The following is a 23,275-nucleotide window of genomic DNA, read 5'->3' on the forward strand; positions in this document are numbered from 1 at the left end:
GCGCATTTTTCAGGTGTACTTTAAATCTTTACAGACTCCTGTCTGATACAACGAAATGTCAAATGGTTCTTCGTCGGTCTAGATTTTTATTTTTTATTCCTTATAAATTCTGTAAAAGTAATAGATATCCTTAATTAGCATCTTGTTTTTTACTGCTTCTTATTTTGGATTAGCAAGTATAATCTATAATGATTTTTAGTAATTTCATTGAGTCTAAAATTATTTTCTAACATTAAATCAATGAAATGAATTAGAATTTGATAGTAATGAATATAAATTCTGTGTAAAATTTTGCTGGATTAATGTTGTCATTACAACTAATAGATGGTAAGTTATAGACTGGTTCTGACTTTCTTAATGTCTTACCAAAATTATTTTTTATCTTAGATTCGATTGGACAAATTACTTGCTTTATTGTAAAGGTAAGCTATATGTATTAGTAAATTAACTATTACTTACTTGTAGAACCAAAAATATATTACATCCAAAGCAGTTTTTTATCTAAATATAATCTAATAATTTCAAATGATACTATTATGAAAATTGATATCTACACTAAAATTCTATTAACAGTAATTGCTGTTAATCTAACGATTATAACTATTAAAGATTTGAATGTAATCCCAAGTATTCATGCCAGTACATCTATTGATAGTTCTGAATTTGTACCCAGAACTAACTATGGTTTGGTACCATTAAATGCAGATGGCACTATTAGCGTTTCACTTACTAACTCTAAAGCAATTGATGTAAATATTGTCGGAATAGATACCTATGATGAATTGGATATTAACATAGATGAAATTGGTGGTGGTTATTTATCCCATGGTGGACCAATTTCCGTTAAAATTGAATAGTTCAATGCATCCTATTTCTTATATCCCTTATAAAATTAAAGAACCTAATTACTATTAGAAATTACTGTAGGAATTATAATTTTAAAAAAAGAGCTATAATAGTTTTAAAGTAACTACTTTTTATTACCGAAAAAATGGTACTTTACGTTGGTTCATGTTGGTGGCAATTATTTAAGTTAAAGAAATTATGAATTTGATTGCATATAGAGAAAAACATAATTTAACCCAAAAAGAATTATCGGAAATAACGGGTATTTCAGTAAGAACTATTCAACGCATAGAATCTGGTGTGCCGCCTAAAGGCTACACGTTAAAGACCCTTAACAGAATATTAGAAAAAGACCAAGAAGAGCTGTTTCATGAAGAAGAGATAAAAAAAGAGTATACGTCCTATATGGTTGGTATTATTAATTTTTCTTCTTTATTTTTTGTGTTTATTCCTATTTTAAATTTTGTAGTACCAATATTGATTGCGCGTCTCAAAAAACAAAATGATGTAATAATCAAAAAAATTATTGCAATTCAAATTTTACATGCTTTGCTTATTATTGTTGTTTTTTTAATTGGTTTGGTAGCTAACTTCGAAGAACTTGGGCGGAATATAACCATTGGTATTATGTTAGTTTTAATTTTACTAAATACCTTTATTATATTAAGAAATGGAGTAGCAATCCAAAAGACGAAAGGCTTGTATTTTGATCCCGGTTTTTATTTTTTTTAATTCCACCCTTATAAACTCAATATTGGCGGTTGTTGGCGGATGATTGGCGTGTCTAAAATTTATCATATATTCTAAATATTTACAAAATTTGCATACAGATATAATCTGTTAGATATGCAAGTTAAAATAATTTTATTTTGGGTATTCTCATGCCTTACAGCATCCCATTTTTCACAAACCGATATACCAATATCAAAAGAAATAGAGCCCTTATTTATGGTTCCCATTAGAACAAGTAGTCCTGGAGGTTCTGTTTTGATTGCAAGAGATGGAGATATTATTTTTTCCAAAGACTATGGTTTCTCTAACATAGAGCACCGTATATCAAATACCAAAGCGACCGTTTATAATGTCGGATCTATTGCAAAACAATTTACTGCACTAGGTATACTGCTTTTAGAGGCAGAAGGGAAGCTATTGATAGAAGATAGTATCAATAGTTATCTCCCCGATTTTCCTGATTTTGGTTTTAAGATTACTATTCGACAGCTTTTACAGCACACAAGTGGCTTGAGAGATTCTCATGGTTTACTTGCTTTAGCTGGTTGGAAAAAGGGTGATATAGAATCACAGACCGACATTTTACGTATTTTACGGCAGCAAAAAGAATTGAATTTTGTACCAGAATCAGAATTTTTATATTCCAATTCTGGGTATATTCTGTTAGCAAGAATTATAGAAAATATAACTTTAATGCCTTTTGCAAAATGGATGGAAGATTTTATTTTTAAACCATTAGGAATGTTCCATACCAAAGTATATCAAAGAAATAAATTTTCCATCCCTAGTATGGCAAATTCCTATAGTTTAAAGGGAACTAAATATGTTAAGCAACTAGAGTATTGGGATTATTATGGATCTGGGAACGTCTATTCCAATGCAATTGATTTGCATATTTGGTTGCAAAATTTTTCTAATCCGAAGGGACCTTGGTATCCTTTATTTTTAAAATTACAAACCAATAGTTATTTGTCTACCGGACAATATACAAATTACGGGATGGGAGTGAGAACAATTGATATACACGGCAGAAAAAGTATTTCGCACGGTGGGTCTATTGGTGGTTTTAGATCTGCTGTAATCGTATTTCCAGAAGATAAAATACATATTGTAATTCTCTCTAATTACAATGCCATCAATATGTCAAATAAAATACGAGAGCTTTGTGATATTTTATTTCCAAACAGACCTGAAATACGCAGTGTCTCTCCTATCTCTCCGAATGAGAAAATATACCCAGTTACAGTGTCTAAAAAGCAATTGCAAAAATATGAAGGAATTTATTGGAGTTCTTCAGAAAAGATTGGAAGAAAGGTTTATTTTAAAAATGATACTTTGCGTTACGTTGGAGGATCTAAAAATATATTTCCTTTAGTGCCAATTGGTTTGCATACTTTTCGTATGTTAAAAAGTAAAGACATGCCGGAGGTAATGTTTTACCCTAATTCGAAAAGGATGGTGATTCGTTATAGAGATATGGCGCACGGAAATTTTTCCTTATGTCAAAAGGATTTTCAAATAGTTTTCCCAAATCCAACTGAACTTGTTGGGGATTACTACAGTAAGGAATTACATTCTTGTTATACTATTTCAGAATCTAATTCTAGATTGTATATTCATCATGTGAAACATGGAATTATGGAGCTACAGCAATTATATAACGATATTTTTTCTAGTTATTGGCCTGTAAATATTGTAGAGATAGAGCGTTCCGAAAGTGGAGATATACAAGGAATACTTATATCTAATGGAAGAACTAGAAATGTAAGTTTTAAAAAGTTACCATCGATAGAAGCAAAGTAAGAACTGAATGGACTTACTTTGCTTATTAATTTATAAATAAGGTTCTACTGATTTTGCACTGTCTATAATTGTTTTTTCAAAGGGAATAGGTTTCCAATTAAATACTTTTTGTGTTGGTCGTATATCAGCACTTATTTCCGCATCTACAAAAGGTAGCATTCCTTTCATTTCAGGATCAAATATGCTCATGAATTTTACCAAGAGACTTGGTGCTTTTTTTGGACTCGCTTTTTCATAATTATTTTGCTTTAGAATTGCTGCAACACTAACAAAAGAATGCGGTTTTTCCGAGGTTACAATAAACCTCTCTCCATTTGAGGCTTCATTTTCCATGGCTTGCACATGGATTTTTGCAATATCACGTACATCAGACATGACGTAATGAGCATTTGGAAGCATTGGTACTTTTCCGGTAATAATATTTTTAATCATACCCATAGAAGCACCGGATAAATTTCCAGTAAGTGTTGGACCATATATGGGGCCAGGATTTACCACTGTTAGTTCTAGTTTATCGGTTGGCTCTTGAGTGTTGTAGAAATCCCATGCAGCTTTTTCCGCGAGTGTTTTACTTTTAATATACGCGGTAACTTTATCTTTTGCTGGATTGGTCCAGCTTTCTTGCGTTAAATTTATTTTTTTCTTATCGCCTGCCATGGCGACGGTAGAAGAAGTCAATACCACTTTTTTTACACCAGCTTTTTTAGCTGCTTTTAGTGCACGAAGTGTTCCCTCTACAGCAGGTTTAATCATTTCGTTTTCGTCTTTTGGCTCTGCAATAATAAATGGAGATGCTACATGTAGTACATAATCGATATTTTGCATGGCATCATTCCATCCAGATTCCTTTAGTAAATTGAGCTCGCAAAATTCTAAATTGTCTTTGGCATCAATCTCTTTTGCAATTCCATTTCTAACTTCATTTTCTTTGGAGAGGTTTCGGATAGATCCTCTTACTTGGTAGCCATTTTTTAATAATTCTACGGCGCAATGTTGTCCAACGAATCCCGAGATTCCTGTGATTAATACCTTTTTACTCATTACTTTAATTTTCTATTAAAAATTTACACTGAAACAAAGTTAATAAATAACTTGTGTTTTGCAAGTAAAAAAACATAGTAATATTAGTAAAGAGGTAATAATAAATTATTGTGTAACTTTGTGCCACAATGTATTAGATATGAGACATTCATTTCGATGTGGTTGTCCTGTTACAACCGCGATAGACGTTTTAGGTGATAAATGGACACTCGTCATTATCAAACAAATGTTATTGCAAGGAAAACAAACCTTTAAAGACTTTACAGAAAGTGAAGAGGCTATTGCTACAAATATTTTATCCTCTAGAATGAAAAAATTACTAGATTTAGGATTAGTTCTCAAAACAAAACTACCTTCAAATCACAAAACTATCTATTACCATTTAACCGAGAAAGGAATTTCTCTTGCTCCTATTATAATAGAAATGGTTTCATGGGGGAATACCCACTTAAGAGAGTTCAACCCAAGCATGATTTCAAGTGACGAACTTGAATTTATCGTAAGTAACAAAGAAGCTTTTATCGAGAATGTAATTACTAATTATAAAAAGAATATAAACGCTCTACTGTGCGCTTAAACGCATCCAATAAATAAAAAACCACCTAATAAGGTGGTTTTTTGAGCGAGAGACCAGGTTCGAACTGGCGACATTCAGCTTGGAAGGCTGACGCTCTACCAACTGAGCTACTCTCGCGGTAAAGACTTTTTGCAATGACTTGCTGTTTAATTTGAGCGGGAGACCAGGTTCGAACTGGCGACATTCAGCTTGGAAGGCTGACGCTCTACCAACTGAGCTACTCCCGCAGTAAAGCGGTTGCAAATATATAATTCTTTATAGAAATAGCAAATGGTTTTTTTCTTTTTTTTAAATGTAAATTTATTTTGATAACTAACGTTCTCTGGGAGAGGCTATACCCGTAAAATGTTTTCGTAGCTTTTTTATATGATAAATAAGATATATAAATAAAGATGTCTAAGAAATATGTTCTTTGAGAATTGTTATTATAACTTTCTTATGGTTCTGTGTAATTTTTTCAAGAAATATGCTACTACGATAGAACTAACTATAACAGGTACTAAAAAAACACATATCTTTTTGATACCTCATAAAGGAAAAGATGGCATTCAACCTGAGATGGAAGTTTTTTAAATAATTTATATATGGGTAACATCACAATTTATTTCCTTTAGTACAAATTACAGAACCTAAAAAAATATCTTCCAGCACTGAACTAGTAAAATTCAGTATTTTCTCTAAGTATTTTTAAAAAGTGAAATCCGTATATTTCAAAACCTTCATTGTAGTAGAATTTATGGGACTTCCTATTAGAAGTATAGGTGTTTAACTCCATTGCTTCACAGCCTTTTTTCTTTGTATACTCGTAAATCCATGCAAAAAACAACTTTCCTACATTTTTTCCACGATATTTTTCATCAATAACTACATGATCGGGTTCTACACTTTTTCCGATGTAATGCCTGGTTGCATACCATAATCCGGATATTCCAATCAGCGTTTCTTGGTCAAACACACCAACACACTCATAATTCGAGTAGGCACTCATTTCGTGAAGTCTCTTTCGTAAAATATCTATCGGTGTAGTGGTATTTACAACGCGTAAAAGAGGAAGTATAATTTCTATATCTTCTTTGTTAATTGTCTTATAGTTCAATTTCATTGTTAAGTATACATTTGTTTAGTCCTATGACAGTTATTTCAAAATGGCTAATTTCATTGTAAAATTACAGTATTTGATACTCTTTCAGAAACTATAATTGAATATTGTATTGGTTATATACAGCCATAGTATACGCTGCAAAATTAAGTATCTTTTAAAAGAGAAAGCTCTTTTCTTATAAAAAAAGAGCAAATTTTAAAAACGTGTGAAGTATAATAACCGTACTAGTGATTTTGTTGTTCAGATTTCCATTTTTTAATCCCATCAAACAAAAACCAACTAGCGAACAAGCCACGCACTATTATAAAGACAACTTTATATTTTGTTGTAAAATTAAATATAACACGATAACTACTTTTTTCTTGAAATAATTCATAAAAACTTGTTGTTATTATAATCAGACCAATGGCGATATATAGGTAAGGTATTATTTTGCGTATCACTTTACTGGAATATTTATGTAGTATTGTTTTCTACTTTTGTTATTCAGTTTTGTTTGCCGTAGCCATGGATTTACTAATTTTAATTCTTTGTAAGTAACGTTAAAACGCTCTGCAAAATCTGCAATATTAGCAATGGCCGTATCCACTTCTACTTCATAGGTTTTGACCGGTTGATATAAATCTTGTTGGTCAAAAACGAAGCCATAATCTTTGGGATTGGATAGGATTTCTTTTAAAGCAAGAATCCTAAAAATATACCTAGAGGTTTCCGAGTTTAACAGTAAATCGTAATAGTCGGTAACTTGTTGTTGTTCCATGCGTTGCGAAATTCTTCCACTGCCAGCATTATAAGCAGCAGCTGCTAAAGTCCAGGTGCCGAACTTTTTCTTTGCTTTTTTTAGATACTCTGCAGCCACTCTAGTTGATTTTTTAATATCGTATCGCTCATCGACATTTTTATTTACCTCTAAACCATATTCTCTTCCGGTACTTGGCATGAAGTGCCAATACCCTGCAGCTCCTTTGGAGGACGGAATGTTTGTTAAGGCACTTTCTGCAACACAGAGATACTTAAAATCGTCAGGAATTCCGTATTTTTTTAGTAAAGGCTCGATAATTGGAAAGAATTTGTTCGCTCTTTTGATTAATAGTAATCCATTCGACTGCCAATAGGTATTTACAAGAAGTTCACGATCCATTCGTTCTCTTATATCTTCCCTCTCTAGAGGAACTTTTTCCCCAGCTAAATCCATATTTTGAGGAATTTTTATTGCTTTAATAGCATAGTTTTCAGCAACTTTTTTTACAATAGGTTCTTTGTCTTTGCTAATTGCGTTTACTAAAAAATATGTAACAATTAATGTAGCAATAGCGTAGGTAAATCGTAGTGGTATGCGCATTTTTCTTTTCTTTTTACCAAGGTAATCAAAAACATTCCCTTTCTAAAATATTTGTGATAATTTTTGCTTTATTAAGAATCATAATATGGGTCCCGTTTTCAACGATTATAGTATTAGCTATATTTTTTATAGGAAATATTTCATCTTTGTTTCCATGGATATGAATTGTATTAACCATGGGTTTAGTTTGTTTCCAATGGAGCACATTGTAAATGGCCCAATGCAGATATTCTTTTTCCCTAACCGATAAGTAAATCTTATACAGTTCTGCTCTTTTTTTTAGGTAATCGTTAAAAAAATAGGTTTCGTATTTCTCAATGTTTGCAACTATTGACGCCGGGAATAATTTATAGGCTTTTGTAATTTGTGCAAGTTTCAATCGTTTTGGTAATTCCGCATTACTTTTAATGCTAGAGACGATAATTACTTTCCTGCAAGCAATGTGCTTACTCATTTCTTGTACCATAATACCACCAAAGGAAACCCCAACTAGTATGGGGTTTTCCTCTTTTACAAAAGTACACATTCGTTTTGCGTATTCTGAAATACTTTCATCAGAAGCTTTTGGAATGATCCATTCTAAGTAATGACATTCAAATAGCGCTTTTGATAAATTAAGATGTTCAAATATTCTGGGGTTGGCCGCTAAACCAGGTACAAAATATATAGGTACCTTTGGCATTATTCAATTAATTTTTTAGAGAGTAATAGGCCTTGAACGTATTCATGTACGTCAATTAAAGCATCAGGAATATCCCTCCATAATCTAATTTGAACTTGTTGGTTGTTAAAAATTAGATAGGTACTTCCTAAATCTACAACATTGGGGTCATCGTATACCTCCTGAAGATTTTGTAATGCTTCATTCGCTAAATAACCATTAAGTTTTTGAAGTTCCGTATCTGTAAGTTGGAATTTTTCAGTTCCAGTAACTTTTACATATTCTTTTCCACTAAAAATAGCATTTCCGTCTTTATTAATAATTAAATCATACACTGGGCAATCTCCAAAACATGCGGTTTTTCTAAAACTTATTAGCTTATTATTCTCTGTGGCAATACTTTCCTTTAGGGTTTCTTCATTGTACGGTTTTACTGCATTAAATGCATCTTCATTTTTGAGTTCTTCAATCCAAAAGTCTTTCTTACCGTCAGGAACCTTTACTATACCAATGCGAGTTGCTCCTTTCTCATAGGCCATTTTATCCCATAGTAAATCTTTTTTTGTTAACAGGGCTTTTACAGAGTCTACTGCTTTAGGATTTGTTAATACCACTAAAATGGTGTTTTCCTTTCTTTCTTTTTTCTCAGGAATAGCAGTATTTTTCTCTTCTATTACAATTTCTTTTGTTGCTTCAGGGGTTAGGACTTCTTTAGGTGACTTTTTTTTGAAAGCATCGCAGCTCACTACAAGCGCCAAAATAGGAATTAATAAGTATTTCATATTTGTATTTTTTAGTTTTAAATAACGCCTTAAAAATACACTATTTTATACGTAAAATTACGGATTTTTAATTTTTATAGGGTGCTGTCTTCGTGTTTTTATTTATGCTTAGAAAGCATATCGTGCAGTAGATTTTAACAAAATTCAAATCGTACTAGGCCATCTTCATCAATTTTAGTAAGTCTAATAGAATGAATAGTATTTACGAGTTCTGGATTCCATGGTGTTTTTACCTTTACATAATTTTCTGTGAAACCATGAATGTATCCTTCTTTATTTTCTCCTTCGAACAAGACAGACAAGGTGTTCCCCAACTGACTTTCATAAAAAGCCCTCCGTTTTTTAACAGATAAGCCACGCAACATTTTACTGCGTTTTGCTCGGATCTTTTTAGGTACAGTATCTTCCATAGTGATGGCTTCTGTATTTGGTCTTTCAGAATACGTAAAAACGTGCAGATACGAAATATCCATTTCACTGAGATAATTGTAGGTTTCTAAAAATAATTCGTCTGTTTCTCCCGGAAAACCAACAATTACATCTACGCCGATACATGCATTTGGCATAACCGATTTAATTTTAGTTACTCTATCTGTATATATTCTTTTCAAGTAGCGACGCTTCATTTTTTTGAGCAAAGTGTCGCTTCCCGATTGCAAAGGAATGTGAAAGTGCGGTACAAAAGTTTTTGAATTTGCAACAAAACTAATTGTTTCGTCTTTTAAAAGATTTGGTTCTATAGAAGAAATACGCAAACGATCTATACCTGATACATTATCTAATGCTTTTACAAGGTCTAAAAACGTATGCTCATGTCTTTTATTTCCAAATTCACCTTTTCCATAATCCCCAATATTTACGCCTGTTAAAACAATTTCCTTAATACCTTTCTCAGCTATTTCTGTAGCGTTTTTAAGAACATTTTCTAGCGTATCACTTCTAGAAATACCTCTAGCTAATGGTATGGTGCAATAGGTGCATTTGTAGTCGCAACCGTCCTGTACTTTTAAAAAGGCTCTTGTTCTGTCTCCAATAGAGTAGGAGCCAACGTAAAAATCGGCTTCTTCAATTTCACAGGAATGCACTTCGCCAATTTCGTTTTTGGTGAGGTCGTTAATATAACTGGTTACATTAAATTTCTCCGTTGCTCCAAGTACAAGATCTACCCCATCTACAGCAGCTAATTCTTTCGGTTTTAATTGTGCATAACACCCAACACCAATAACAAAGGCATTTTCATTTGTTTTTAATGCAGATTTGACCACACTTTTAAAGCGTTTATCCGCATTTTCTGTAACTGAACATGTGTTTATCACATATACATCTGCAGATTCTTCAAATTCTACACGTTCAAACCCCTCATTAACAAAGTTTCTTGCAATAGTGGAGGTTTCTGAAAAATTTAATTTACAACCTAAAGTATAAAAAGCAACTCTTTTATCTACGTTCATTCTTTATTGTTTAAAAAATATACTTTGTTCAAAGTATATCATTTTTACAGGCTAGTTAACCTGTAAATACTAAATCATGGAGATTCAAAATTTAGAATGCAAAAATACTTAATTTATAGTGATTTTTGAAATAGATTAACGTTTAGTTGTAAGTGTGCTAGTTATATGATTTATAGTGTCTTAACTGTTTCTGGCTATTGTATTTGCATAAGAGGTTTCCACATTGATTTTACTTTTTGGTAAGGCTTTGCAATATCTTTCATAGATTTTTTAACATTGTTCAGTTCAAGACCTTATCGAAATTGTAATTTTCACATGGTACCTACCACACAAAACAATCTATGGTCAAAGGAAACCGTGATAGTACTATAAAAGTTAAACGTATGTTTTAAGTATCACCATATTAGTTGCTATAACTAGTACTGATTTAGTAAAAGTTAACTTCTATAGTGCCTCAGAATAGGAAATAAAAATTATCGAGGTAGTTGGTAAAAGTTACTTACAGCATAGGTGAAAAAATAAAAGAGGGAAACACCCTATTTATAGTTATAAAATTAAAATTTGGAGTATTTTTATCAAATGAAAATTAGAAATAAGTAACCCTATTATGCGGTTATTTTCACATCAGAGTTATCCGAAGACAGTAATGGATACTATGAAATTGCACAACAAATGGAGGAGTTACTAAAAAAACAAGATGAGTTTTTAGGAATGGATAGTGTCAGAAGTGCGCTAGGAATTACGATATCGTATTGGAAAAGTATGGAAGCGATTATCGCATGGAAAAACAATATATAGCATACGAAAGCAAAAAACAAGGTGTAAAGCAATGGTATAAAAGCTATCAATTGTGTATTTGTAGGGTTGAACAAGAAAATGTAACAAAATTTAAAAATCAGATATAATCAAAATTATGTATGCTACAATTACAGCATTTCTGGAAATTTTTTTTAAGAAAAAGACTATCTTCAAATATGGCTTTAATCTTTCTCCAATGTACCGGCGAACAACAGGCAGAATTTCTGAATTGTCGGCGGATTTATTCTTTGCAAGAGTAAAAATTCCAATAAGTTATAAAAATAGGAATTATGTGAATTCTATATTTGGAGGAAGCTTATTTACTGCGACAGATCCCATTTACATGATTCAATTGATGCAAATTTTAGGTAAAGATTATGTAGTCTGGGATAAAGCAGCTAGTATAAACTATAGAAGGCCCGCAAAGAAAGATGTATATGCTGATTTTAGTTTTACCAAAGAAGAAATTGAATATATAAAAAATCGAGTAGCTTTAGAGAATGAAATAGACATTGTAAAAGAGCTTGCGATTACCGATAAAAATCGTCACGATATTTTCGCAACCGTTTCAAAAACTATATATATTGCAAACAAAAAATATTACAAGAATAAACGAAAGAAAGTTTCTTAGTTATTCGTTAGTACTAACACTCGTGCTATCCTTAGCTTGTTCAGAAAAGAAAAATGAATACGCTGCTAAAGATGTCTTTAGATATAACGAACATTCTAATGTATCTTCGTTAGACCCCGCTTTTGCCAAAGACCAAAGAAATATTTGGGTGGTCAATCAACTGTACAATGGTCTTGTACAATTAGATGATAGCTTATATGTTCGTCCTGATATCGCTAAAGAATGGCGTGTATCCGATGATGGTAAGGAATATGTGTTTACCTTGCGGGATGATGTTTTTTACCATAAAAACAGCGCGTTCGGTAACGAGGAAACAAGAAAAGTAACGGCCAGCGATTTTGCGTTTTCTTTCGATAGATTGCAAGATAAAAATGTAGCCTCCCCTGGTGGCTGGGTGTTGCAAAAAGTAGCGTCCTATGCGGCGGTAAATGATTCTGTATTTAAAATTCAATTAAAACAAGCCTTTCCCCCTTTTTTAGGATTATTAGCAATGAAATATTGTTCTGTTGTTCCCAAAGAGGCAGTAGAGTATTACGGAGCTAACTTTAGAGCTAACCCCGTAGGAACAGGCCCATTTCAATTTAAACTTTGGGTAGAGAATACAAAATTAGTACTGCGAAAGAATCCAGGATATTTTGAAAAAGATAGCCAGGGTGTTGCTTTGCCTTATTTGGAAGCGGTTGCCATTACATTTTTACCCGATAAACAAAGTGAATTTCTTCAATTTATTCAAGGAAATATTGATTTCATGAAGAGTTTAGATGCCTCTTACAAAGATGATATTTTAAATACCGATGGTAGTTTAAAGGAGAAGTATTCCGATCGAATTAAAATGCAGACAGGTCCTTATTTAAACACCGAATATTTAGGTATTTATGTAGATGCAGCGTCCGATTCCACGCTGCAATCCCACTTACTTAGAAAAGCGATTAATTATGGTTTTGATAGAGCGAAAATGATTAAATTCTTACGTAATGGAATCGGTTTTCCAGCTTCCAACGGATTCGTGCCAAACGGATTGCCCTCTTTTAATGCACAAAAAGGTTATACTTACCAACCCGAAAAAGCAAAGGATCTTGTATTGCAATTCCAAAGGGAAACAGGAATAGCCAATCCTAGGGTCACAATCACAACCAATAGTAATTATCTAGACTTATGTGAATTTATTCAAAGAGAATTACAACGAATTGGTATAACAGTTCGTATTGACGTAATGCCACCATCCAGTTTACGGCAAGCACGAGCGAGCGGGAAACTAGCTGTGTTCAGGGCAAGTTGGATTGCAGACTATCCAGATGCTGAAAATTATTTGTCGCTATTTTACAGTAAAAATTTTGCACCTAATGGCCCAAATTACACCCATTTTAAAAATGTTCGTTTTGATCAATTATACGAGATGGCTACAAAAGAAACTACTCTAGAGAAACGGTTTCTGTTGTATCAAAAAATGGATAGTATTCTCATAAGTGAAGCGCCAATAGTACCCTTATACTATGATGAGGTTATTCGTTTTAGACAAAAAAATATAGAAGGATTAGGAATGAACCCGATTGATATGCTACATTTAAAGCACGTTGTTAAAAAATAGTATACATTTTTAGCTTTGTTTTATACTACATGTTGCACTACAATAAATATATTTTAGTTCCATTTTTTAAACAAAAGATTGTGTAGTTATCACATTTTTTTACGCTGCACTTTTTGTTATCTGAAAATTTAACAATAACAAGGAGTAAAGGCATAAGCCATATTTTATTTTAGGTTTTCAAAAAAAACGCGCACCTCTAATGTGTAGATCGTTTCCATAAACTAAATTTCAATTCTGTTGCAATCTAATTTTGTAGAGATACAAATCCTTTTAATTTTTGTGCTATTCTATTTTTGATGTCTTTTGGGTAACTTCGATTGCCGTGAAATATATCTGCCATTGCTTCGCTAAAGTGTTGCCCGTATTTTTTAAGTAGTATATTTCGAATAGTTTTTTGTTCGTAAAACCATTTTGAGAGCCAAAGTCCTGATTGTAATTCAGGAAGCAAGTTTTTTTCTAATTTTGAAAGGTACAGTGCTTTTGCTTTGTCTGGGTTTAGTTTACTCTCAAGAATAGCCTCTGCAACTAGGTTACCACTTAAAATAGCATTAGAAATCCCCTCTGCTGTAATGGGATCTGCAAAGCCTGCAGCATCACCAATCAAAAAAACATTGTTTTTAACGAAACCATCTGTTCGTGGGGCTATGGGGATTTGAAAACCGTGTTGTGCCTCGTTTAAAACATTTTTGATACCAAGGGTGTTTTCCAAGTATTCTTGATAGTATTTTTTTAAATTTAGCCTGGTTCTTTTGGTAGAGGCTACTCCTATGGATAAGTGGTTTTTCTTGGGGAAACTCCAGGCATAACCATAAGGTATGGCATCAATATCAAAACGAACAATTTCAGACCAGCGTTTAAAATCCTCTTCCGAAACTTCTACTTCATATTCAAGAGCAGGGATTAGCTTTCTCGTATCTTCTTTCCATCCAGCCATTTTTGCTGTAGGACTAAGTGCACCATCTGCTGCAATAACAAAATTGGTAGTGTAGTTTCCTTTTGAGGTTTCCAATACCAGGTGCTCCGGATGCAACGCAAGTCCTGTAAGTTTATGATTTTCCAATAGTGTAGCTCCTAGTTCTTGTGCTTTTTGAGTAATTAAATGGTCAAAACTATCCCGCATTACCATTGAAATTGTAGGTTCTTCTCTTTTGGTAGAAAAATGTAGTTTTTTTCCTAGGTGAACTTCAACGGTGTTAAATTCTTTTTCGATGACATTATCCAAAGCGAATGGCAATAGTTTTCTGCCGCGGTACACAAATCCGCCACCACAAGTTTTATATCGAGGTAAAATACTTTTTTCAATTATAACGGTTTTAATTCCCTTAGCTGCTAATTGAAATGCTGTAGATGCTCCGGATGGGCCACTTCCTATAATGGCTACGTCAAAGTGTGTCATTGATTTGTGTTTTTACAAAAACAAATATAATTTTAAAATTTTTCAGAAGCGATATTATTTCCAATTTAAACGACTCATTATTGGATAGTGGTCGGAGAGCTTTATCTCTGAATAGGTTTTAAATTGGTGTATATCTGCATTTTTATCGGTAAGAATAAAGTCAATTCTAATCGGATATATATAACGGAACGTTTTACCTAATCCGATACCGCTTTTAATAAAAGCGTCTTGTTTATTGGTGGCTAACTTTTTATATACCCATGAATAAGATGTATTGTTAAAATCACCGCACAGTATTTTTTTTCCTTTCCACTCTAACTCATTTTTTAGAATAAGTTTTGTCTGGTCTTCTTGTTTTTTAAATCCATTAGATAAGCGCTGGTATAAACGCTCTGAATCTTTTTCTCCAAAATTTTCTTTACTAGGATTTAATTTTAAGGACTCTAAATGTACATTGTATACCCGAATGGTGTCTTTTCCCTTAACAACATCAATAAATATGGTATTGTTGGCGCTATCTTGAAAGTTTAAAGAGCCTTTATTTACAATTGGTAATTTGGAATAAATGGCCAAGCCAAATTTATTGCTTTTGGATTTTGTTTTGATGTAACTATAGGGTAGTTTTATATTCAATTTATCGGATTGGTAAAACTCTTGAAATGCAATAATGTCTGGATTTTCACTATTGACAAAACTAAATATTTGTTCTTCAATATCCTCTTGATCATTCCATTTGTAATGGTTAAACATGCGTACGTTGTAGCTCATTACTTTAAGGTCATCTGTTAAAACAATTTCTTTGTTGGAGAATTTTACGATGGGAGGGGCAAAAAACCATCCAATAACTAATACAAAAGCTGGTAATAATACGTTTTTATGCAACTTCAATATCCAGTAGATGCAAAAGAATAAATTACAAAAGATCAAGAATGGCACAAATAAACTAAAAACAGTTAGAGCAGGTATGGTTTTTGGAGAAATATGAGGAAGGAAATATGCGAGTACTAAAGCACATGCTAAAATCGAATTGATAAAAAACAATAATTTTCTAAATAAGGAGAATTGTTTCATTTATTTTTTACCTTGTTTAAATAAAAATTCCTTTTCTTCTTTTGTTAAGGTATCATACCCAGATTTCCCTATTTTATCTAAAATATTGTCAATTTCTTTTTGATTTGTAGATTTTGATTTTTGCGATGAGTAGGTTGCTCTGCGTTCGGTTTTATGTACGGTTTTTAATGGCGTTTTTTTTCTTTTCTTTTGAAATATTTTAGGCGTGTTAAAGTAGATGGTAAGTTGTTTGTTACTATTGTAAAAGACGTATAAATACCCAAACAAAGCTCCTCCTATATGCGCTAAATGTCCGCCGGCATTACTCACAGGTATTTGAATCACATCAATAGCAATCCATATACATGCTAGAATCCATAGTTTTACATAGCCAATAAGAGGAAATCGAACTTCGTAGTTAGGGATGTAAGTGGCAACTCCAATGAAAATAGCCGATATTCCCGCCGATGCGCCTATAAGTATATTGTTGTGAACCTGACTTTGAAAAGCTGGAAATATATTATAACTTAAAACAAATATTAAACCACCAAAAAAGGTTCCTAGTAGATAAAAATTTAGCAGTTGCTTTGCGGTAAAGTATTGTTTGAACAAATTACCGATGTAGTACAACGCTATTAGATTAAACAGTATATGAATAAAGCCCGTATGTAAAAAACCATAGGTTATAATAGTCCAAGGCTTACTCAAAAACTCGCTAAAACTTGCTGGTAGGGCAAACCATTCTAACATAAAATTAGATGGAGCTTGAAATAAAAAACTAAATGTATTTACAATAAATACAAATAGAAATACACCAATATTTACATAGATCAATTTTTCAACAACCCCTGCATATTTAAATCTATTTTTTAGGTCTTCAAGTATACTCATAGTGGTTCTAATTGACAGAATTTTAGTAGTTACATTATTTTAAATTGATTTTTCTTCCAATACCAGGCAATTAAAAATCCAATAATAGCACCCCCAATATGGGCGAAGTGCGCAACATTACCTATTGAATACTTTGTTAAACCAAAAAACAGATCACTTAAAATGATTATGGGTATAAAGTATTTTGCTGCAATTGGGACTGGGAAAAATATCAGCGCTAATTTTGCATTTGGGAAAGCGATCCCAAACGCTACTAAAACGCCGTATATTGCTCCTGAGGCACCTACTGCTGGTGTATTGAATAAACTTACAATTTGATTAAATTGATCTTGGGTAATCATACCTGTTATTCTGGAGTCGTTAGTTTTTCCCGCTTCCAGAATTGAAATGATTTCATTGTGATTCAATCCAGCGTTGGCAAATATTTCATATAAGCCGTTAAATTGGTAGTAGTTTACTAAGGTGTAAATTAAACCAGCACCTATTCCTGCACTAAAGTAAAAGAAAACAAATTTTTTAGTACCCCACATCTGTTCCAATGGAGTACCAAAAGCCCATAGCGCATACATATTAAATATTAGGTGCATAGGCTACCATGCATAAACATATGGGTTACATATTGCCAAACACCGAAGTGCCCGTTTTCTGGAAAATGTAGTGCAAGTATATTGGTTAGGTCTACATTAATGAGCTGTGGCCCCAAGAACATGACTACATTTAAAATTAGTAAATGCTTTATAGCATCGGTTAATCTTGGCATAGGTATTTTTTTTGATGTTAATCTACAGCTATAAAATTAACTAATCTTTTCAAGGTATAAAATGTTTTACCTGTTAAAAATTCCATCAATTTCCTGTAAAGTTAAGGTTTTAAAAGTTGGCTTTCCAAAAGGAGAAACCGTGGGTTCTTTGCAAGAGAATAAATTATTAACGAGATTGTCTTGTTCTCTGGTGGTTAAAGGAACTCCTGTTTTTATTGCGAGCGATTTAGCAAAGGATTTTGCCATAACGTCAAAATGGCTAAAACTAGCGTCTGGAACTTCCATTTTTATATCATCTAACAATTGTTCTAAAATTAGAGAAATTTGACTCTCCGTAATAGAAGTTGGTATGCCTTCGATACTTAAATTATCTTTGCCTATTTCCTTAAATAAAAATCCTGCACTTTCTAAGTCAGCTTTAATGCTACAGATTGTCTCTATGTCGGAAGGACTAAAAGAAATGGAAACAGGAAAGAGTAATTGTTGGCTACTGGCTTCTTTTACAGTAATATTTTCTAAAAAGTTTTCGTATAAAATGCGCTGATGTGCTTGGGATTGGTGAATGAGTACTACGCCAGATTTTATGGAACTAAGAATGTATTTTTTTTGAATTTGAAAACTTTTACTTGTGTTGTTCTCTTTTTCCGAAGTAAATAATTGTTCTTGCTGTGTTTCTGACGCAACAGAACTGTATAATGCTTCCCAACTTCCTTGCTCTTTTGTAAAGGAATGTTGGTAACTGTTATTTTTAGGGGTAGAAGTTCTTGGCGTAAAAGAATTACCAGAAGTGCTACTTTTTGTTTCACTTATTTTAAAAGGATTAAAGCTAGGGTCAACAGCAATAGGAGGTGTTTTTGTTACCTCTTTTCTATTATACGCATATGGCGTATCAAGATTAGCATCTCGATCAAAATCTAAAACGGGAGCAATGCTATATTGTCCTAAACTGTGTTTTACAGTGGCTCTCAATATAGCATACAGTGCTTTTTCATTGTCGAATTTTATTTCTGTTTTTGTCGGATGTATATTTATGTCAATAGAGTCTGTAGGGACTTCTAAATATAAAAAATAAGAAGGATGCGCTCCATGGTCCAATAGTCCTTCAAATGCATTTACAACGGCATGGTTTAAGTAAGAACTTTTTATAAACCTGTTATTGACAAAGAAAAATTGTTCTCCTCTCTTTTTCTTAGCAAAAGCAGGTTTTGCAATAAAACCTTTTACAGATACAATGTCTGTTTGTTCGCTTATTGGAACTAATTTTTCATTCATTTTAGTTCCAAAAATGTTAACAATTCGCTTTCGTAAGTTGCTTTCTTTTAAATGGTAGATCTCATTGTTATTATGGTGTAATAAAAAAGTAATGTCAGGATGTGCTAGAGCAATGCGTTGGAATTCGTCAACAATGTGACGTGTTTCTATGGTGTCTGATTTTAGAAAATTCCTCCTAGCAGGAATGTTGTAAAATAAATTTTTTACTGCTATACTTGTTCCTTTTCCAAAAGATACTGGCTCTTGGGTTGTAATCTTACTACCCTCAATTTTAATGTATGTTCCAAGTTCCTGTGTCTCTTGTTTGGTTTTTAATTTTACCTGCGCAATGGCAGCAATCGATGCAAGTGCTTCCCCTCTAAATCCTTTTGTATTCAGGTTAAATAAATCTTTTGCATGCGATATTTTAGACGTGGCGTGTCTTTCAAAAGACAATGCTGCATCGGTTGGGCTCATCCCTTTTCCATTGTCAATTACTTGAATTAGGGTTTTTCCTGCATCTTTTAGGATTAACTTTACAGATGTGGCTCCAGCGTCTATAGAATTTTCCATTAATTCTTTCACTACAGAGGCAGGTCTTTGCACTACCTCACCAGCAGCGATTTGATTGGCCACATGGTCGGGTAGTAGTTGAATGATGTTTGACATAAGTGGTTATTACGATAAAAAAATGGATAGTTCAAAGTCGATAATGTACAGAAATATAAAAATCAAAATGATAATGATAATGGCATGCGTTTTGTTAAATCCACCGTTTTTAGAATTTTTAAATTCGTCAATGGCAGCATTAAATTTACCTTTTAAACTTTTCTTTTTCCCAACAGTGGTTCTGAATTTGTCAAATTTATGTTTTACCTCATAAGGGTTTCCCTCTCCCTTGTAGTAACGAGGAGTATAATCAAATTTTTTATTTTCTTTTTTTATAAATCCCATAAAAGTTTTGTTTTGCGTTTAAGTGCACAAAAATTACACCACCATATCCAAAAATACTGAATTTACATCGGTTGGTAAAAAATCTTAACATCTAAGTTACCCTTGGGAACTTGTGTTTTTAAGCGTTTGCTTCTTTTTCTTTACAGGAACTAGTAGTAGCGCAAGCGCTATTGGATAGTCTGTTAAAAACCTAAAGAATTGGATGTTCTTTTTTGTTGTTTTAATGCGGCCATTTTTACGGCAGCTACAGCACATTCAATTCCTTTATTTCCAAGTTTTCCTCCAGATCTATCTATAGATTGTTGTTTTGTGTTATCGGTTAATACACAAAAAATAACCGGAACATCATATTTAATATTTAGATTGGTAATTCCTTGAGTTACCCCATCACATACAAAATCAAAGTGTTTCGTTTCTCCTTGTATAACGTTCCCGATGGCAATTACAGCGTCTAACTTATGGGTTTCAATTATTTTTTTACATCCATATACCAGTTCAAAACTACCCGGAACATCCCACGATATGATGTTTTCTTTAAGTGTTCCGCAATCTATAAGGGTATCTATTGCTCCTTGGTGTAGGTTATTAGTTATTTCAGGGTTCCATTCTGAAACAACAATCCCAAATCGAAAATCTTTCGCATTTGGGATTGAAGCTTTATCGTAATAAGATAAATTTGTTGTTGCCATTTATTTTGTATTAACGTACTGTAAAATTGATACTGTAAAGATACGTAAACTCAATTTTAGCCACGCAATTATTGCGCGTACTTAGCCCCGTTGATGTACTTTTCTATATCTCTACCCTGAGAAGATTCGCTATATCTTTCTTTAATCGTGGTAAACAAACGCTCTGCTCTGCTGAAATCTTTTAAGTTCATTGCTATTTGACCAGCTTTAAATAAGAATAACGGTGATGTAAAGTCATTATCTTTTTTATTTGCGGCTTTTTCATAATAGTCAAGAGCATCCTCTAATTGGTTGATATCCGCAAAAGCATCCCCTATAGCTCCTAATGCAGTAGGACCTAATAGTTCATCCTCTGACGAGTATTTACTCAAATACTCGATAGCATCTTCGTATTTTTTCATTTTTAGATATGAGATACCGGCGTAATAGTTCGCTAAATTTCCTGCTTTGGTACCTGAAAAACTATCTGCAATATCAAGAAATCCGTATTTTCCTTCACCACCTTCTAACCCAAGCGTATATAAAGAATCCGCCGTTTTACCTGTAGAAGTTGTGGCTTCATCAAAAAAGGTACGAGGGTATGCAAGCTCGTTTGATGCGTCAAGCTCTGCTGGTTCTGCTACAAATTTATTGTAGGCCAAGAAAACCAAAATTACGGCCGCAATCCCAACCAATCCGTAAAACAATGGTTGGCTGTTTTTTTCAATCCATTGTTCTGATTTATTAGCTGCATCGTCTAAGTTGTTAAACACCTCAGCAGTTGTACTTTGTGATTCGTCAAAAGTTTCCTCTACTTCTTGTGCGTTTTTTTCTTTCTTAGGTTTATAACCTCTTTTCTTGTATGTTGCCATAATTGCTTAAAAAATTGGTGCCGACAAAAATAGTTTTTTTAATTGGAATTAAAAACCGATTTTTAGTAAAATTTCAATAATTTGCGCTACCTTTTAAGAAACATTTTTTTTACATGTATTTGCAGCGAATTTCCTTGGTGAATTTTAAAAACATTGAATCAAAATCCTTCACATTTCAAAAGAAAATTAATTGTTTTGTGGGAGCTAATGGAGTCGGTAAAACAAATGTGTTAGACGCTATTTATTATCTGTCTTTTACCAAAAGTTATTTTAATGCCATTGCTGGTCAAAACATACGGCATGGAGAAGGTTTTTTTATGATCGAAGGAGATTATCTTATCGAAAACCGTCCAGAATCTGTTTTGTGTTCTTTGAAAAAGGGACAAAAGAAGGTGTTAAAAAGAAATGGGAAGGTATATGATAAGATTTCCGATCATATTGGGCAATTACCTTTGGTAATCATCTCTCCTGCCGATCGCGATTTAATAATTGAAGGAAGTGATACGCGCAGAAAGTTTATGGATGGTGTTATTTCGCAACAAGACAAAACCTATTTGTCGCATTTAATTGCCTACAATAAAACGCTAACCCAAAGAAATGCTCTTTTGAAATACTTTGCAGCAAATCGCACCTTTGATGCACTTAATTTGAAGATTTATGACCAACAGTTAGTTCAGCATGGAACTGTTATTTATGAAAAACGAAGCTCTTTTTTAAAAGAGTTTTTACCTATCTTTATCGAGAAGCACAAAGTTATTACCGGTGCAGCTGAAACTGTGAATCTAGTGTATAAAAGCCAGCTAAATAGTACTTCGTTTGAAGAATTGTTGCAATTACATTTAGAGAAAGATAAAATAATGCAATATTCTACAGTTGGCGTTCACAAAGATGATTTGGTTTTTGAAATAGAAAGTTACCCGATTAAAAAATTCGGATCACAAGGGCAACAAAAATCCTATTTAATTGCCCTGAAATTTGCACAATTTGACTTTATAAAAAAACAAGCAAAACGAACACCAATTTTACTGTTAGATGATATTTTTGATAAATTAGATGAGCAGCGAGTTTCTCAAATTATCGATTTGGTAAACAATGATGATTTTGGCCAAATTTTTATAACCGATACCCATGCAGATAGAACTGAAAATGTTTTGAGAAAAAGTGACAAAGAATATCAAATGTTTAAACTTTAACACACGATTTTTGATGGCGAAAAGAGAAAACGACAGCCACTCCGTAAAGGATTTAATGAAGAGTTTTATCAAAGAAAATAAATTAGAAAAAGGATTTCATAAAATTCATATTGAAGAAGCTTGGTATAAAATAATGGGACCCGGTGTTGCATCGTATACCGAGGAGATAAAGTTGCAAAGTGGAACCTTATTTATTCGATTGCGTTCCTCAGTGTTGCGAGAAGAACTAAGCCATGGAAAAGAAAAAATTAAAGGAATGTTGAACGAAGAAATGCGCGAGGAAGTGGTGAAAAGACTATTGCTGGTGTAGATTAGAGATAAAAACTTGAGTAAAACTAGTTTTCATAAAAAACTCGTCAAAATTTATGACGAGTTTTTTTATGATAAATAAATAGTGATTCTTGCCAAATTGGATTAAAACATTTCTCTACCTGAGAAGTGAAAAGCTCCTTCAATAGCTGCATTGTCATCAGAATCTGAACCATGTACTGCGTTCTCACCTATAGAAGTTGCAAATAATTTACGGATTGTTCCTTCCGCTGCTTCTGCAGGATTGGTCGCGCCAATTAAAGTTCTGAAGTCTTCCACAGCATTATCTTTTTCTAATATAGCTGCAACAATTGGTCCTCTTGTCATGAATTCCACTAGCTCTCCAAAGAATGGACGCTCGCTATGGATTGCATAAAACGTTTCTGCGTCGCGCTTTGTCATGTGTGTTTTTTTCATTGCTACAATTCTAAAACCTGCAGCATTGATTTTTTCTAATATAGCACCAGTATGTCCGTTTTCAACTGCATCTGGTTTAATCATTGTAAATGTTCTATTTGTTGCCATTTTATCAATCTTCTTTTTTAAATCGGCGCAAATTTACGACTTTTAATGTTAT

At 33.0% G+C, this 23,275-nt stretch carries 23 protein-coding genes, 2 tRNA genes and 1 pseudogene; 9 read left to right on the top strand and 17 right to left on the bottom strand.

The window, feature by feature from the left end:
* Positions 1-536: 536 nt before the first annotated feature.
* From BSU00_RS11765 to BSU00_RS11775, 3 genes are all read left to right on the top strand, one after another.
* Positions 537-857, top strand: a complete 321-nt coding sequence (locus BSU00_RS11765; protein ID WP_105004554.1) for a hypothetical protein — start codon at positions 537-539, stop codon at positions 855-857.
* A 187-nt stretch (positions 858-1,044) separates the two neighbouring features.
* On the top strand, positions 1,045-1,578 hold the full coding sequence (locus BSU00_RS11770; RefSeq protein ID WP_105004555.1) for a helix-turn-helix domain-containing protein: 534 nt from the start codon (positions 1,045-1,047) through the stop codon (positions 1,576-1,578).
* 114 nt (positions 1,579-1,692) lie between these two features.
* Entirely contained in the window at positions 1,693-3,381 is a 1,689-nt protein-coding gene (locus BSU00_RS11775; protein ID WP_105004556.1) for a serine hydrolase, read from the top strand.
* 30 nt (positions 3,382-3,411) lie between these two features.
* Here the strand turns inward: BSU00_RS11775 and BSU00_RS11780 are convergent, their stop codons facing one another.
* Positions 3,412-4,422, bottom strand: coding sequence for an NAD-dependent epimerase/dehydratase family protein (locus BSU00_RS11780; RefSeq protein ID WP_105004557.1), 1,011 nt, complete (start codon positions 4,420-4,422; stop codon positions 3,412-3,414).
* Between the two features lie 139 nt (positions 4,423-4,561).
* Here BSU00_RS11780 and BSU00_RS11785 point away from each other — a divergent pair, with 139 nt between their 5' ends.
* The gene (locus tag BSU00_RS11785) at positions 4,562-4,999 is read left to right on the top strand and encodes a helix-turn-helix domain-containing protein (protein WP_105004558.1); all 438 of its coding nucleotides are present in this window, start codon (positions 4,562-4,564) and stop codon (positions 4,997-4,999) included.
* A 44-nt stretch (positions 5,000-5,043) separates the two neighbouring features.
* Here the strand turns inward: BSU00_RS11785 and BSU00_RS11790 are convergent.
* From BSU00_RS11790 to mtaB, 7 genes are all read right to left on the bottom strand, one after another.
* Positions 5,044-5,116 (bottom strand) — tRNA-Gly (locus BSU00_RS11790).
* Positions 5,117-5,153: 37 nt separating this feature from the next.
* Positions 5,154-5,226 (bottom strand) — tRNA-Gly (locus tag BSU00_RS11795).
* 428 nt (positions 5,227-5,654) lie between these two features.
* Positions 5,655-6,101 (bottom strand): GNAT family N-acetyltransferase, encoded by a 447-nt coding sequence (locus tag BSU00_RS11800; RefSeq protein WP_105004559.1) that lies wholly within the window; start codon positions 6,099-6,101, stop codon positions 5,655-5,657.
* Positions 6,102-6,540: 439 nt separating this feature from the next.
* Entirely contained in the window at positions 6,541-7,443 is a 903-nt protein-coding gene (locus BSU00_RS11805; protein ID WP_105004560.1) for a lytic transglycosylase domain-containing protein, read from the bottom strand.
* A 25-nt stretch (positions 7,444-7,468) separates the two neighbouring features.
* Entirely contained in the window at positions 7,469-8,125 is a 657-nt protein-coding gene (locus BSU00_RS11810; protein WP_105004561.1) for an alpha/beta hydrolase, read from the bottom strand.
* Positions 8,125-8,886: a DUF6438 domain-containing protein gene (locus tag BSU00_RS11815; protein WP_105004562.1), complete on the bottom strand. Its 762-nt coding sequence runs from the start codon at positions 8,884-8,886 to the stop codon at positions 8,125-8,127. Before BSU00_RS11815 ends, BSU00_RS11810 begins: the two co-directional genes overlap by 1 nt.
* A gap of 134 nt (positions 8,887-9,020) precedes the next feature.
* Positions 9,021-10,337, bottom strand: coding sequence for a tRNA (N(6)-L-threonylcarbamoyladenosine(37)-C(2))-methylthiotransferase MtaB (gene mtaB, locus BSU00_RS11820; RefSeq protein WP_105004563.1), 1,317 nt, complete (start codon positions 10,335-10,337; stop codon positions 9,021-9,023).
* Positions 10,338-11,009: 672 nt separating this feature from the next.
* On the opposite strand from mtaB, the gene BSU00_RS14115 reads away from it, so the two are divergent.
* The 3 genes from BSU00_RS14115 to BSU00_RS11835 all read left to right on the top strand — a co-directional run bounded on the left by BSU00_RS14115 (position 11,010) and on the right by BSU00_RS11835 (position 13,354).
* The gene (locus BSU00_RS14115) at positions 11,010-11,135 is read left to right on the top strand and encodes an antibiotic biosynthesis monooxygenase (RefSeq protein ID WP_369820334.1); all 126 of its coding nucleotides are present in this window, start codon (positions 11,010-11,012) and stop codon (positions 11,133-11,135) included.
* A 115-nt stretch (positions 11,136-11,250) separates the two neighbouring features.
* Entirely contained in the window at positions 11,251-11,766 is a 516-nt protein-coding gene (locus BSU00_RS11830; protein WP_105004564.1) for a DUF4442 domain-containing protein, read from the top strand.
* The gene (locus tag BSU00_RS11835) at positions 11,720-13,354 is read left to right on the top strand and encodes an ABC transporter substrate-binding protein (protein ID WP_369820335.1); all 1,635 of its coding nucleotides are present in this window, start codon (positions 11,720-11,722) and stop codon (positions 13,352-13,354) included. Before BSU00_RS11830 ends, BSU00_RS11835 begins: the two co-directional genes overlap by 47 nt.
* Before the next feature lie 244 nt (positions 13,355-13,598).
* Here the strand turns inward: BSU00_RS11835 and BSU00_RS11840 are convergent, their stop codons facing one another.
* The 8 genes and pseudogenes from BSU00_RS11840 to BSU00_RS11875 all read right to left on the bottom strand — a co-directional run bounded on the left by BSU00_RS11840 (position 13,599) and on the right by BSU00_RS11875 (position 21,196).
* Positions 13,599-14,750: a geranylgeranyl reductase family protein gene (locus tag BSU00_RS11840; protein ID WP_105004565.1), complete on the bottom strand. Its 1,152-nt coding sequence runs from the start codon at positions 14,748-14,750 to the stop codon at positions 13,599-13,601.
* A gap of 54 nt (positions 14,751-14,804) precedes the next feature.
* A complete protein-coding gene (locus BSU00_RS11845; RefSeq protein ID WP_233188726.1) occupies positions 14,805-15,638 on the bottom strand; it encodes an endonuclease/exonuclease/phosphatase family protein in 834 nt (277 codons plus the stop codon).
* Between the two features lie 183 nt (positions 15,639-15,821).
* Entirely contained in the window at positions 15,822-16,691 is an 870-nt protein-coding gene (locus tag BSU00_RS11850; protein WP_105004567.1) for a rhomboid family intramembrane serine protease, read from the bottom strand.
* Positions 16,692-16,720: 29 nt separating this feature from the next.
* Positions 16,721-17,451: pseudogene (locus tag BSU00_RS11855) on the bottom strand (rhomboid family intramembrane serine protease).
* Positions 17,452-17,517: 66 nt separating this feature from the next.
* Complete coding sequence (gene mutL, locus BSU00_RS11860; protein WP_105004568.1) at positions 17,518-19,371, bottom strand: DNA mismatch repair endonuclease MutL; 1,854 nt, start codon at positions 19,369-19,371, stop codon at positions 17,518-17,520.
* A 9-nt stretch (positions 19,372-19,380) separates the two neighbouring features.
* Positions 19,381-19,656, bottom strand: coding sequence for a riboflavin synthase subunit beta (locus BSU00_RS11865; protein WP_105004569.1), 276 nt, complete (start codon positions 19,654-19,656; stop codon positions 19,381-19,383).
* Between the two features lie 182 nt (positions 19,657-19,838).
* Positions 19,839-20,345 carry a 6,7-dimethyl-8-ribityllumazine synthase gene (ribH, locus tag BSU00_RS11870; RefSeq protein WP_105004570.1) on the bottom strand — a complete coding sequence of 169 codons (507 nt, stop codon included), beginning with the start codon at positions 20,343-20,345 and terminating at the stop codon, positions 19,839-19,841.
* A 68-nt stretch (positions 20,346-20,413) separates the two neighbouring features.
* Complete coding sequence (locus tag BSU00_RS11875; protein WP_105004571.1) at positions 20,414-21,196, bottom strand: tol-pal system YbgF family protein; 783 nt, start codon at positions 21,194-21,196, stop codon at positions 20,414-20,416.
* Positions 21,197-21,309: 113 nt separating this feature from the next.
* Here BSU00_RS11875 and BSU00_RS11880 point away from each other — a divergent pair, with 113 nt between their 5' ends.
* Both BSU00_RS11880 and BSU00_RS11885 read left to right on the top strand, forming a co-directional pair.
* Positions 21,310-22,389 carry a DNA replication/repair protein RecF gene (locus tag BSU00_RS11880; RefSeq protein ID WP_105004572.1) on the top strand — a complete coding sequence of 360 codons (1,080 nt, stop codon included), beginning with the start codon at positions 21,310-21,312 and terminating at the stop codon, positions 22,387-22,389.
* Positions 22,390-22,402: 13 nt separating this feature from the next.
* On the top strand, positions 22,403-22,699 hold the full coding sequence (locus BSU00_RS11885; RefSeq protein ID WP_105004573.1) for a DUF721 domain-containing protein: 297 nt from the start codon (positions 22,403-22,405) through the stop codon (positions 22,697-22,699).
* 104 nt (positions 22,700-22,803) lie between these two features.
* Here the strand turns inward: BSU00_RS11885 and BSU00_RS11890 are convergent, their stop codons facing one another.
* Positions 22,804-23,223: a nucleoside-diphosphate kinase gene (locus BSU00_RS11890; RefSeq protein WP_105004574.1), complete on the bottom strand. Its 420-nt coding sequence runs from the start codon at positions 23,221-23,223 to the stop codon at positions 22,804-22,806.
* Between the last annotated feature and the right edge of the window lie 52 nt (positions 23,224-23,275).

This window comes from Tenacibaculum sp. SG-28 (assembly GCF_002954385.1).
Taxonomy (GTDB): domain Bacteria; phylum Bacteroidota; class Bacteroidia; order Flavobacteriales; family Flavobacteriaceae; genus Polaribacter.